Below are 13,047 nucleotides of genomic sequence, written 5' to 3' on the forward strand. Positions count from 1 at the left end.
TGAGATGAGCAGCTTCATCCCGTTTGACCGGTCTCAGCCGTATCTTCTGCCACCTGATCTGAAGTCGTGGCTTCCGGCTGATGATATGGCGCATTTCATTGTCGCAGCCGTTGAGCGGGTTCCGATGAATGCGTTCTGCGTGCCAGTGCGCACGGGAGGCAAGGCGCAGTATCATCCGCGCCTGATGTTGGCCCTTCTGATCTTCAGTTACGCGAACGGGTTGTTTTCCTCACGCCGGATCGAGAGGGCGACATATCGCGACATCGGTGTGCGCTTCGTGGCGGCGAACCTGCATCCGGATCATGATACGATTGCGACCTTCCGCCGGACGAACCGGACAGCCATTGAAGCTGCATTTGCGCAGGTCCTGCTTCTGACGCGCGAGACAGGTCTGCTGCGTCTGGGTGTCGTATCGATCGACGGCACGAAAATCGATGCCGACGCTTCGAAATACCGTTCCCTGCGTTACGACCGGATCAGGGCGCTGCGCAAACAGCTGGCGGTGGATATCGCGAAACTGCTGGAGCAGGCGGAGCACGCAGATGCCACAGATAGCGATCCGCAGGCATTGCCGGAAGAGCTGGCCCGACGGGAAATACTGAAAGCGAAGCTGGACGAAGCCTGCGCCCGGCTGGAAGCAGATGCGAAGGCGCAGGCCGAAGCTGCACGTCCGGCATACGAGAAAAAGAAGGCGCGTATGACGCAAAAACAGGGCGTCGCGGCCGGGCGCCCAAACCGCCTGATGATGAACCACTACCTGAGCGGCAGATCAGCCTGACCGATCCCGACAGCCGCCTCATGCGGCGTTCGGACGCCCACGAGTTCCGGCAGGCTTACAATGCCTAGGCCGTGGTCTGCGCCGAAGGCAGTCAGCTGATCGTGACAACCGACGTTGTCGCCACGTCAGCGGACGCGCCGTCCTTTGCCAGCACCGTGCTGTCGATGGAAAACACGATCGGTCTCCCAAATACAGTGCTCGCCGACACCGCTTACGCCAACGGGCAGGCGGTCCGGGACCTGCGGAAAAAAGGCATCGATCCGCTGGTCGCCATCGGACGACCTCGCGCCCGCAGACCATATGATTTCCGGCCCCCTCCTGAAAACAGGGAGCCGCGCCGGATAACCGAACCCTGGCGGCTTGCCATGAAGGACAGGCTGGAAACCACAGATGCCGGAGATGTTTACAGACTACGAAAACAGACCGTTGAACCGGTCTTTGGAATTATCAAAAGCATCATGGGGTTCAGAAGATTCAGTCTGCGCAGCCTTGCAAAAGTCACGACCGAATGGACACTCGTCGCTCTCGCATACAACTGCAAAAGAATGGCACGGCTTCACGCAGCATAAGCCGGGTCAGCCTCGGCGTCATCCGCCGCAAAATGCCCAACCCGACAGGCTGCTAGGTCGCCTGAGCAGTTGATCCTGCAGGGTCCGGAAGGGCGGCTGGCAATTCGGTAAACGGCGCGCCATTGCGCAGGGCGCCCGGTTTGCGCTGTATGATCGCCAGATAATGCCGCCAGTCATACACCGTGCGGCCTGGCACGCCATGCGAACGCGTGATGATCCGGTCATGCACGCACAAACCCTGCCCTTCGGCGATAATGCGCAGCCTGTCGGGATAAACCCGCAGGCTGACCGGACGATTGGCAAAGGAGGCCGGCACGCTATAGCGGTTGCCTTCGAACTGGATCAGACAGGTTGGTGAGACGCGCTTGGTCTGTTCGACAAACCCGTCAAAGAAGGGACGCCCCGGCACCATGAGGTGAGGACGCTCGCTGGCATGGACCTCGGCGATGGTCCGGGCCAGTTCGATATGCTGCAGCCGTTCCCATCAGTCTAGGCAACGGGCTTCCAGTCAGGCGTTCAGCGCCCCCAGATCCGGAAAGACGGGCAGATCCTGCCAGATCTGGCGCCGGGCATCCTGCAGCTTGATGCGACGCCCGGCAGTTACCGTCCAGTCCTCGCCCCGGTCAAACTGGAAGGCTTCCCCGGGCTGGAAGCGCAGGGGCACGAAAACACCACGACCCGTTGTCTGGCGTGCTTGGTGCTGTTCGTGTTTCCACTGCCGGATGAAAGCAGCCACCCGTCCATAGGATCCATCATAGCCCAGTGCCACAAGATCCTCATGCAGTCGCCGCGCCGTGCGCCGGTTCTTGCGGGAGCGGGCGGCTTTCAGGACCAGCCATCCCCTCAGCCTGTCAGCAAACGGGTCCAGTCGGCTGGGACGTTCGGGGATCTGGAACCGCGGTTCAATACTCTGTGCCCGGAGATATTTCCGGATCGTATTGCGTGACAGCCCCGTCCGGCGTTCGATCTCGCAGATCGGAAGATGATCCCGGGAGTGCCACCGACGGATCACACTCAGAAACTCCATGCCTATCACTCCTCAAACCCCCAGCAGATGATGCCGGGGAGTGTGAAGGCATGGGTCAAATCTCGATGAAAATTTCCGGCCTACCCGGGGCAGTTCTCAGTGAAAATCAACAGCCAGTCGGTTAAAACTGCTGAAAATGGCGGCCCACGCGGTTATGACGCGGGCAAGAAGATCAGGGACCGCAGGCGGCATATCGCAACCGACACGCCGGGTCATGTCGTGGCGACTGTCGTACATCCCGCCGACATTCAGGATCGTGACGGCGCGCCGCTGGTAGCAACCAGAATACGCTCATTGTTTCCCTGGCTTCGCCATCTGATCGGTGACGGGGGATATGCTGGCGAGAAGTTGCGTGGTGCGCTGGCTGAATTCGGCCGATGGACGATCGAGATCGTCAAACGTAGCGATCGGGCCTAAGGCTTCGTCGTCCTGCCCAAACGCTGGATCGTGGAGCGCAGCTTTGCATGGCTCGGACGCTGCCGCCGCCTCACGAAGGATGTCGAGGCAATAATCTCGTCATCCCATGCGTGGTTGATGATTGCCCATATTCGCAGAGTTCTGCGAAAAATCAATCAAACCTCTTTCTGATTCAGGCTCTGAGTGATTTGAAGACCGTCATTGATGACGTTATCATTTTAATATAAATATGATATATAATTAGTCACATTCTATCGCATAAACAGATGGGTAAAAATAAAATATGACTAACAGCACAATAAAAAAAGATGACATACTAAATTCTTTGTCAATCGTAGTACAAGGGCCTTTGTATGACTGGAATATTGTCCAGACTGCCCAATTAATATCGCAATGGCGGAGTATTTTCCCAAAATCTAAAATTATTTTTTCGATATCGCAATCGGATCTTATAATTTTCGAGGGTTCAGGAATTATTCCTAAATTACGTATTGTTAGAATACATAGAAACAATATTGTATTCCAAGATGCACTGGCATTAATAGATAAGTTTTGCGATATAGTTGTTATGTCGGACTCGGCCATCGTGTTGCCACCCGTCAAAAGCGGCCTTCGTGAAAATAATTGTAACCTCCAGATAGAAGCCGCCAAAGCTGGACTCAGGCTGGTAGATACAGATTATGTTTTAAGAATTAGAAATGATATTGTTTTTTCAGATACATCATTAATAGATTACTATATTGATAATTACAATCTTCCCCGCGGAAAATATGCCGCGTTAAAGCAACGTGTATTAATTTCTGAATTCTTTACGCTTAATCCATTCACATTTGAAAAACTTCCTTTTCACTATAGCGACTGGATGCATTTCGGTCTTATCGAAGATGTAAAAAAATTATGGGATGTTCCATCCTATGGCATAATTGATGCCACTTATTATCAGCGCAATACTTATAAGAAAGGCTCCGGACCACGGGAAAATACGTTTATTAGCCGATATGCTGTCGAACAGTATCTAGCCATAACTGTTTTCAAAAAATTCTTTCATAATATAAAACTAGATTACCACAATGACACGGCATCAATAAATGAGTCTCTTTATATACTCGCAGACAATTTTATAATATCTGATTTTACAAAAACAAAAATTTACTTTGCAAAATATCAACACATAATGCGACACAACAATATTAATATTGTATGCATGACCCATGAGGCATGGAAAAAAATCGTTTTCAATGCAGAGAAAAATATTAATATTCAATATTTATTCAAGAAAGAAATTGAAATTGCAAATAAATCATTAAAAAATAATCCAAATAATGAGGATTTCCCTCCACCAAAAGATATAATGACAAAAATTTTCTTTAAAATATTGATTTACTTTTTGAGTGAAAATAAAAAAAATAAATTGAAAAGAAACCCCAAGAAGTTTTTTGCCGATTCCAAAAACTCTATTACAAAACGTTTTGGAGAAAAATATATATCTTCAATGGGTCTATAAACCAGATTTCTTAATCATATTATTATGATCTTGTTAGGCCCTAAATAACAGAACAGGCTGCACAGCTATTTATGATGAGCATGATGCAGCCTGTCTTTTCTGATCAGGCCTAGTCTGTCTTGGAGCCGCTGATCGAGAGAGTCTGTCCGAAGGGCAAAACCCCGCCGAGGAACCTTCGATGGACGATATCGGTGATTTTCTGGCGCCATCAGAACGGCGCGAAGTGGCGCGTCCTGCCGTCCGGGTTTGGTCCTTGGTGGATTGCCGCACAACTGTTCATTCGCTGGTCGAAGCCCGGTGTCTGGGAGCGCCTGTCTGAAAAGGTCAGGGGCACGGACCCGGCACCGGGCATGGTTTTTCCTGATGGCACGACGATCCGTGCCCATCACAAGGCGGCCGGAGCCACCAAAAAAGGGGATACGACGAACGTCACAGGGATCGTGAGGCGCCTGGCCGCTCATGTGGAGGTTTTGGCGCCAGGGCCTGCGTAGCCGCAGATGGTCATGGCAGGGCACTGTCTTTCACGCTTTCGCCCGGACAGGCACATGAACTGCCATCCGCGTATTCCATACCCACCGACCTATGTCGTCTGTGATCGTGGATATGCCTCGCATAAATTCCGTGAATATCTCTGGGACCGGGGAGTTCGTCCCGTCATTCTGCCAAGGAAGAATGATCCGAAAGTCGCCTGTCCCAAATGGTCTTACAGACACCGGCATCTGGTCGAAAACCTGTGGGCGAAGCGTAAGCATCCGGGGAGTGCCGCGTGCGTGTTCAGGGGGCATGGGTATTCTGGTGCTGTCCTGAGGTTTTCCAGTTCCATGGCAGGAGTTCGTGCAGGCGTGAGACCGGCAGATCGTTGATCCGGGCAAGGACGTCAGCGAGCCAAGCGTGGGGATCGATTTCCGACCTGCCGGTTTCCATGTCGGCCATAAAAACACGGATCGACCCGGTTGGGTACCAGCAACTGCGCTCAGCCTGCTAGTTCCAGCCGCCATGTGTGCTGCGGATAGAGGAGGCCCCGGAAAATCGGACAGGGTGATAAGCTATCCCCGGCCTGGATAAGGACAGGGACTGATGGGCAAGGTTACGAGGAAACGGTATTCGTGTGAGTTCAAGTCTCGTGTGGCTCTTGAGGCGATCCGTGGCGAGCAGACGTTGTCGGAACTGGCGTCGAAGCACGGTGTGCATCAGACGATGATTGCCCAGTGGAAGCGTCAGGCGATCGAGGGCATGGCAGCGACCTTTTCGGGCAAGGCCGTTGCGGAGCCTGCGACGAGTGCGGCCGAGGTTGAGAAGCTTCATGCGAAGATCGGCCAGCTTTTGGTGGAACGGGATTTTTTGCGGGATGCCTCTGTTCGCTTGGGCGTGACCAGAGGCGGGAAATGATCGACCCGCAACGTCCCCGCTTGCCGATTGTCAGGCAATGCACCTTGCTGAGGCTCAACCGATCTGGGGTATATTATCAGCCTGCGCCCGAAAACGCGTTCAACCTGATGCTGATGCGGTTGATCGACGAACAGTTCATGGAAACGCCGTATTATGGCGCCCGGCAGATGGCGCGGCACCTTCGCCGTCTGGGCCATGAGGTAGGCCGCAAGCGGATCGGACGGCTGATGGCCCGGATGGGGCTGTTGCGATCTACCAGAAACCCAGGACGACGGTGCCCCACCCGGAGCATCGCACATATCCTTATCTCCTGCGGGACCTGACGATCGACAGGCCCAACCAGGTCTGGTGTTCGGATATCACCTACATTCCGATGCGCCGGGGTTTTCTGTATCTGACGGCGATCATGGACTGGGCGACGCGCAAGGTTCTGGCCTGGCGCCTGTCCAATACCATGGATGCGGACTTCTGCATCGAGGCCTTGTAGGAGGCGTTGGCCCGCTACGGGACGCCGGAGATTTTCAACACGGATCAGGGCAGCCAATTCACCACGCCGCGCTTCACCGAAGTGCTGCAGGGCCGGCAGATCCGCATCAGCATGGACGGGCGCGGCCGCTGGATGGACAATGTCTTCATCGAACGGCTCTGGCGGTCATTGAAATATGAATGCGTGTATCTCCACGCTTTCGAGACCGGCTCGGAACTTCGTGCCGGCCTGGCGAAATGGATTGGTCATTATAATTCGCGGCGCCCACACTCGGCGCTCGCTGGACGCACGCCCGATGAGGCGTATCATGGATCCGCTCCGACACCGAGAAATTGGCGGCATAGCAACATCGGGCGATAGCTTATTCAACCCGCAAATCTGTCCGAACAAATGGGGCCACCTCTGATGCCGCCAGTCGATCCCTTCCAGCAGGTAGCCGAGTTGGGCGGCAGAAAGAGCCACCACGCCATCCGCCGGCGACGGCCAGATGAACCGGCCGCGTTCCAGCCATTTGGCGTAGAGCGACAGGCTCGGCATGCCAAGGCGCATGTCAATCGAACCCGTTGCCAGCCAGACCCGGACGCCCGACGGAACCGGGATCATCGCCTCAGCAGCGTCAGCACACGCGCGACCAGATCCAGGTCCGTCCTAGTCGTCACGCGCAGGTGCAACCCGTCAGGCAGCACAATCTCCAATCCCGTGTCCGCGCGCCCGTCGAGCAATGTCGGACCCGACGGCAAGGTCGGGAGCGTCACCGCCAAGAAGCCCCGATCCGTCCCGCCGCCGACGCCGCTCCACACCCGTGATGATTTCCATCCGATCTTCCGCTCTTAAAAACGTCCTTAAGCTCGCTCTTAAGATCAGAAATCACTGTTCACCCCAGCAAGGCGATCTTCACCGGACGGATACGGCGAGGCTCAAGGAATGACAGGCTGTCACAACCCGATACGAGAAGACAGCCTCATCCTTCCTTTCCGTCATTCTTATCGCTGCCACAGCAGACTACATCAAGCTCTAACAGCCTGTCGGGTTGGGCATTTTGCGGCGGATGACGCCGAGGCTGACCCGGCTTATGCTGCGTGAAGCCGTGCCATTCTTTTGCAGTTGTATGCGAGAGCGACGAGTGTCCATTCGGTCGTGACTTTTGCAAGGCTGCGCAGACTGAATCTTCTGAACCCCATGATGCTTTTGATAATTCCAAAGACCGGTTCAACGGTCTGTTTTCGTAGTCTGTAAACATCTCCGGCATCTGTGGTTTCCAGCCTGTCCTTCATGGCAAGCCGCCAGGGTTCGGTTATCCGGCGCGGCTCCCTGTTTTCAGGAGGGGGCCGGAAATCATATGGTCTGCGGGCGCGAGGTCGTCCGATGGCGACCAGCGGATCGATGCCTTTTTTCCGCAGGTCCCGGACCGCCTGCCCGTTGGCGTAAGCGGTGTCGGCGAGCACTGTATTTGGGAGACCGATCGTGTTTTCCATCGACAGCACGGTGCTGGCAAAGGACGGCGCGTCCGCTGACGTGGCGACAACGTCGGTTGTCACGATCAGCTGACTGCCTTCGGCGCAGACCACGGCCTAGGCATTGTAAGCCTGCCGGAACTCGTGGGCGTCCGAACGCCGCATGAGGCGGCTGTCGGGATCGGTCAGGCTGATCTGCCGCTCAGGTAGTGGTTCATCATCAGGCGGTTTGGGCGCCCGGCCGCGACGCCCTGTTTTTGCGTCATACGCGCCTTCTTTTTCTCGTATGCCGGACGTGCAGCTTCGGCCTGCGCCTTCGCATCTGCTTCCAGCCGGGCGCAGGCTTCGTCCAGCTTCGCTTTCAGTATTTCCCGTCGGGCCAGCTCTTCCGGCAATGCCTGCGGATCGCTATCTGTGGCATCTGCGTGCTCCGCCTGCTCCAGCAGTTTCGCGATATCCACCGCCAGCTGTTTGCGCAGCGCCCTGATCCGGTCGTAACGCAGGGAACGGTATTTCGAAGCGTCGGCATCGATTTTCGTGCCGTCGATCGATACGACACCCAGACGCAGCAGACCTGTCTCGCGCGTCAGAAGCAGGACCTGCGCAAATGCAGCTTCAATGGCTGTCCGGTTCGTCCGGCGGAAGGTCGCAATCGTATCATGATCCGGATGCAGGTTCGCCGCCACGAAGCGCACACCGATGTCGCGATATGTCGCCCTCTCGATCCGGCGTGAGGAAAACAACCCGTTCGCGTAACTGAAGATCAGAAGGGCCAACATCAGGCGCGGATGATACTGCGCCTTGCCTCCCGTGCGCACTGGCACGCAGAACGCATTCATCGGAACCCGCTCAACGGCTGCGACAATGAAATGCGCCATATCATCAGCCGGAAGCCACGACTTCAGATCAGGTGGCAGAAGATACGGCTGAGACCGGTCAAACGGGATGAAGCTGCTCATCTCACCACCTTACAACCTCACCCCTTCACAGGGTACCCCAACCCGACAGGCTGCTACGGCGTGTCGTCAGTTAAGCAGGATGATGATTGAGGCGAACTGCACGGCTGCGAGGAAGGTCGATTTCAGTTTATCGTAGCGGGTTGCGATAGCACGAAACTGCTTGAGTTTATTGAAGAACCTCTCAACAAGGTTCCGTTCACGGTAGCGAGAAAAATCGGTTTTCCGTCGTGTCGTTCTGTTGTGTTTTGGCGGGATGACCGGGGTAATCCCGCGCTGTATCAGCCGATCGATCAACCTGTCCGCGTCATACGCTTTGTCAGCAAGGAAAGCATCCGGGTCGATGTTTTCCAGAAGCGGTTCTGCTTGGGTGATATCGGCATCCTGTCCCGGTGTGATGCCGAGTTTCACCGGATTGCCCAGAGCGTCGCAGATGGCATGGATCTTTGTAGTCAACCCGCCTCGTGATCGTCCGATGGCCTGATCCGTGCCCCTTTTTTGAGAGCTCCGGCACTATGCTGATGCGCCCGGACAATTGTGCTGTCGATCATCATGTATTCGTTGTCGTGATCAGCGGCCAGATAACGAAATATCCGTTCGATGACGCCGCTTTCACACCAGCGGCGCAGACGCCGGTGCACGTTTTTCCAGTCCCCGAAACGGGCAGGAAGGTCGCGCCATGGAATACCCGCGCGATAGCGATACAGCACCGCCTCCACGAACAGACGGTTGTCCGCCGCAGTGCCGCCGACATAGCCTTCTCGACCGGGAAGAAGATCCTTTATCCGCTCCCACTAGTCATCGCGTAAACTATAGCGCCGCATCTGTCTGTCTCCCTCAAAAAACGGGAAAACAGTCAGCACACGCAGACACAAAGTACAACCCTCACATGCCACATTCAGAGCTTAACTGACGACACGCCGTAGTGCTCGAACACGAACCGTGCGCCGATACAGGGCGGTATGACATTCTGCGAAGGGACAGCCGCCATGCGTCATGATCCCGCCGCCGCTTCACTTGTCGTCATGCTCCGTGGATTGCGGATGTATGGCATGTCCTAGGCTGCGGCTGACCGCATCGAGCAGGGCGCACCCGCCTTCGAGGCGGCCATCCCCATCCTCTCGCAGCTTCTGAAGGCGGAGCTGGCTGAACGCGCAGTGCGCTCCATCGCCTGCCAGACAAAGACAGCCCGGTTCCCTGCCTACAGGGACCTGTCCGGGTTCTCCTTTGCCGATACGCAGGTCAACGAGCCCATGGTCCGCCATCTCCATGGCGGGGACTTCATCGAGCGTGCTGAAAATATCGTGCTGATCGGCGGTCCGGGAACCGGGAAAACCCACCTGGCGACCGCGCTGGCCATCCAGGCGATCACCTATCACAGGAAGAAGGCGCGCTTCTGCGTCAACGGTCGACCTGGTCAATGCGCTCGAACACGAAAAGACCGCCAGCCGCGCCGGGCAGACTGCCGACAGGCTGCTCCGCCTGGATCTCGTGATCCTTGATGAACTCGGTTATCTTCCCTTCAGCGCGTCTGGGGGCGCCCTGCTGTTCCATCTGCTCAGCCGCCTCTACGAGCGCACCAGTGTCATCATCACAACCAATCTGAGCTCCAGTGAATGGGGACACGTCTTTGGTGACGCGAAGATGACAACGGCGCTCCTCGATCGGCTGACCCATCACTGTCATATTCTCGAGACTGGAAATGACAGCTACAGGTTCCGCGCCAGCACTGCTGCGTCAAAAAACAGAAAGGACAGATCCCCTTCTTGACCGCCCGCATGACTATGCCTGAAATAGCATCTGACTGGGTCAATTCCTGAGGCAAAACCCGGGTCAGTTCTCAGTGAAAATCAACACTGACGCCCTTATGACTTCCGGCCAGAGCCCGCCATCCAAGGAGCCGCGCCGGATCACCAAACCCTGGCGCCTGGAAATGAAGGCCAGGCTGCAACAGAATGGACGCTCGTCGCCCTCGCATACAATTGCCGCAGGATCACGCGACTGAAAGCCGCATAAACGCCATCGCCTCCGTCACTCATCACTACGGCAGAGCCCAACCCGACAGCCTGATAGGACTTTATTTTACCCTAATCGATTTACGTAATAGTTTTGTGATGAGCGGGTGCTCGTATAACACACCCGCACAGGCATCATTGCAATAATAAATATATATTAATCATTGCACCAAAATATAGCGTCGTATCCGTATTGTTAAATAAAACCCGATTATAAGTAGTAAGAGGGTGATCCAGCAGTCATAAAATATATCATAGTGGGCATGTGCGTTTAGACCAAACTGTCCTTCCCGGATCATTTCTATATTGTCGACACTCGGGGAAATCATCATGTACCATCTATATTTGGGCGGAAGCCAATCTACCATGGAAAACGCCCCGGTAAATGGCAGAGAAAGATAACTCAGAACGCCGACGGCCTTTTCAACCAGATCAGATATTTCACTTAAAGAGGCAAAAATCATGGCGATTGCTATACACAGCAGCATATGGAATGCCATGCCTAAATATATCATACCATAATATTGGGGAGGCTTCATGAAACCGGTAAATATTGTCCCACACGTGACAATCACCCCTGCCATCAGGGTGCCGGTTATTTCCAGAAACGTTCGAGCCAAGATAATCGATGCTGGCGTAACCTGACGGTGAAACAATAAACTGCCGTTAGCTTCAAAGGCCTTGACGGAATGACCTAAACAGTGCCGCCACATGGTAAGAGGAATATAGCCGGTCACCACGATTGCTGTCATAGGCAGGCCATGTTCATGTGAGGGACGTATCGCTGTCCACAAGATGATAACGCCCGTACAAAATAGAACAGGCTCCCCCAAGACCCATAAGAAGCCAAGATTTTCTCGACCGTAACGTGTATGGATTTCACGCATCATCAATGCATAAATGACCTGTAACTGGACTCTGAAATCTACTTTCAGCTCCTTTATTTTGTCATACATGGTCATTGACGTTCTCATCGGATATCATGCTTTCAGGACCTTATTTCTGTAGAGAGTATAGAATAAAAATGCCTGTGAAGCGAGGGGGGCGGTCTGCCGTCAAAAAGATACCCCTTTCTGTTGAGAAGCCATGCCCTGACAGTCTGATCAAAGGCCGTAATCCATTCATGGAGAAGGGCACTATGTCATGCCATTTAAAAGACCTAATGATGGAGAAGATTGCTCGTTATCAGACGATGTGACAGGTTTCCGCATTTGTATCTGCTAGCGCAGAAAGGACGGAGCACACGGGAATCAATTGGGTTGTGCCGACACTGCGGTCTGTTCCTGCGTAACGGACACCCGCGCGATTTCCCGGGCCGCACCGTAGATATGGTAAAGCGAACTGGCAGGCATATAATCAACGAGCGTAAGCCCGTCAGGCGTCAACCTGTCTACCCAGCCACCATGCAGGCGTGCCGGTGCATAAAGGGTAAAAAACCGTGTAGCCTGCATAGACAGGAGCGTCCTGTCACAGGGCAGTCCGTTTTTCAGGCGCTGGCACAGCAGGCGCATGAATTCGGTCTGGGGCCATATGCGGGTGGATAATTCAAGCTGCGTGCCGGATTCCGTAATTGCATCATATACATCGGCTGTGTCGGGAGCGGTCCCATGGCGACTGCCTGTCTGGAAAAGGCCATCGGCTACCCGCAGCAGGGCATCTTCATGGGACTCGCCGGACGCTAGTGTGCAGTATTCGGTAAACAGCCACGACCATTCGAAAAGATGACCGGGCTCTACCCTGTTCTGGCCTGCAGGCTGCAACGGGATCCATTTGGAATCAAAGTATTCCAGCAGCATTCCCGATCCGGGATCGATAAAATGTTTCAGGGCCAATGCAACGATCTGCCGGGCATAATCGAGATAGAAACTGTCAGAGGAGACTTCAAAGAGGGCGAGATAAGCCTCCAGCAGATGCATGTGCGGATTCTGACGGCGGATCATGTCGGGCGTCGGCATGGCGTCACGATAGCCACCGTTTTCCGCCTTGAAGATCAGGTCAATTTCCAGAACGGTCTGGCGGGCCGTAGCCAGATAAGTCCCATTACCCGTAAGGCGATAGGCCCATGCGTAACCAAAAAGAATGAACGCATGTGCATACAGGTCGCGCGTACGATTGCCCGGCCTGCCATCGGGCGCGAGGGAGAAAATCCATCCCTTTTCCCCATCGCTGCCATGGTAGCGCCGGCCAATCTCCTCCAGACAGTCAATTGCCTGTTCCGCCGCATCATGCACGCCATCCAGTGCGGCACGGCAATAGGTCGCCACCTGACGGGCCTGCACCATCAGACGCAGTTCCGGTAGCAAAACCGGCGTACCCTCAAAGGTCAGACGTTCGTGGTAAAGTGTTCTGCTGCGGTCAAAACCACACTGGCTCCACAGGGGAAGTGCCGATTCCTTCAGCCAGTCCTGCCACATGGTCTTACACAAGCCGAAGTCAATCATCAGGGGTTCC

General features: G+C 54.7%; 4 protein-coding genes and 10 pseudogenes. 7 read left to right on the plus strand and 7 right to left on the minus strand.

Annotated features, from left to right (window positions below; translation table 11 throughout):
• The first annotated feature begins 4 nt into the window (after positions 1–4).
• Positions 5–1,347: pseudogene (locus KSAC_RS10640) on the plus strand (IS1182 family transposase).
• 57 nt (positions 1,348–1,404) lie between these two features.
• On the opposite strand, the pseudogene KSAC_RS10645 reads toward KSAC_RS10640, so the two are convergent.
• Positions 1,405–2,374, minus strand: a pseudogene (locus KSAC_RS10645) (Mu transposase domain-containing protein); the annotation flags it as partial.
• 105 nt (positions 2,375–2,479) lie between these two features.
• Here KSAC_RS10645 and KSAC_RS10650 point away from each other — a divergent pair.
• The 3 genes and pseudogenes from KSAC_RS10650 to KSAC_RS17840 form a co-directional block, all read left to right on the plus strand.
• Positions 2,480–2,962: pseudogene (locus KSAC_RS10650) on the plus strand (IS5 family transposase); the annotation flags it as partial.
• Between the two features lie 112 nt (positions 2,963–3,074).
• Positions 3,075–4,295, plus strand: coding sequence for a WavE lipopolysaccharide synthesis family protein (locus tag KSAC_RS10655; protein ID WP_132305361.1), 1,221 nt, complete (start codon positions 3,075–3,077; stop codon positions 4,293–4,295).
• A gap of 119 nt (positions 4,296–4,414) precedes the next feature.
• Positions 4,415–5,044 (plus strand): annotated as a pseudogene (locus KSAC_RS17840) (IS5 family transposase); the annotation flags it as partial.
• A gap of 25 nt (positions 5,045–5,069) precedes the next feature.
• Here the strand turns inward: KSAC_RS17840 and KSAC_RS10665 are convergent.
• A pseudogene (locus KSAC_RS10665) lies at positions 5,070–5,204 on the minus strand (transposase domain-containing protein); the annotation flags it as partial.
• Positions 5,205–5,372: 168 nt separating this feature from the next.
• On the opposite strand from KSAC_RS10665, the pseudogene KSAC_RS10670 reads away from it, so the two are divergent.
• Positions 5,373–6,531: pseudogene (locus KSAC_RS10670) on the plus strand (IS3 family transposase).
• A gap of 51 nt (positions 6,532–6,582) precedes the next feature.
• Here KSAC_RS10670 and tnpB read toward each other — a convergent pair.
• The 3 genes and pseudogenes from tnpB to KSAC_RS10690 form a co-directional block, all read right to left on the minus strand.
• Positions 6,583–6,774, minus strand: a pseudogene (gene tnpB / locus KSAC_RS10675) (IS66 family insertion sequence element accessory protein TnpB); the annotation flags it as partial.
• Positions 6,775–7,241: 467 nt separating this feature from the next.
• Positions 7,242–8,584: pseudogene (locus KSAC_RS10685) on the minus strand (IS1182 family transposase).
• A gap of 66 nt (positions 8,585–8,650) precedes the next feature.
• A protein-coding gene (locus KSAC_RS10690; RefSeq protein ID WP_243705372.1) for an IS5 family transposase occupies positions 8,651–9,366 on the minus strand; the annotation gives its coding sequence in 2 pieces (ribosomal slippage) (positions 8,651–9,066 and positions 9,066–9,366; 717 coding nt in all).
• 204 nt (positions 9,367–9,570) lie between these two features.
• Here KSAC_RS10690 and istB point away from each other — a divergent pair.
• Positions 9,571–10,351 (plus strand): annotated as a pseudogene (gene istB, locus KSAC_RS10695) (IS21-like element helper ATPase IstB).
• A 90-nt stretch (positions 10,352–10,441) separates the two neighbouring features.
• Positions 10,442–10,597 (plus strand): annotated as a pseudogene (locus KSAC_RS10700) (IS5/IS1182 family transposase); the annotation flags it as partial.
• Positions 10,598–10,757: 160 nt separating this feature from the next.
• Here the strand turns inward: KSAC_RS10700 and KSAC_RS10705 are convergent.
• Together KSAC_RS10705 and KSAC_RS10710 are read right to left on the minus strand one after the other, a co-directional pair.
• Complete coding sequence (locus KSAC_RS10705) at positions 10,758–11,558, minus strand: ABC transporter permease (RefSeq protein WP_110548423.1); 801 nt, start codon at positions 11,556–11,558, stop codon at positions 10,758–10,760.
• A gap of 288 nt (positions 11,559–11,846) precedes the next feature.
• The gene (locus KSAC_RS10710; protein WP_243705200.1) at positions 11,847–13,037 is read right to left on the minus strand and encodes an AGE family epimerase/isomerase; all 1,191 of its coding nucleotides are present in this window, start codon (positions 13,035–13,037) and stop codon (positions 11,847–11,849) included.
• Positions 13,038–13,047 lie beyond the last annotated feature (10 nt).

It is taken from the genome of Komagataeibacter saccharivorans, from assembly GCF_004348195.1.
Taxonomy (GTDB): Bacteria; Pseudomonadota; Alphaproteobacteria; order Acetobacterales; family Acetobacteraceae; genus Komagataeibacter; species Komagataeibacter saccharivorans.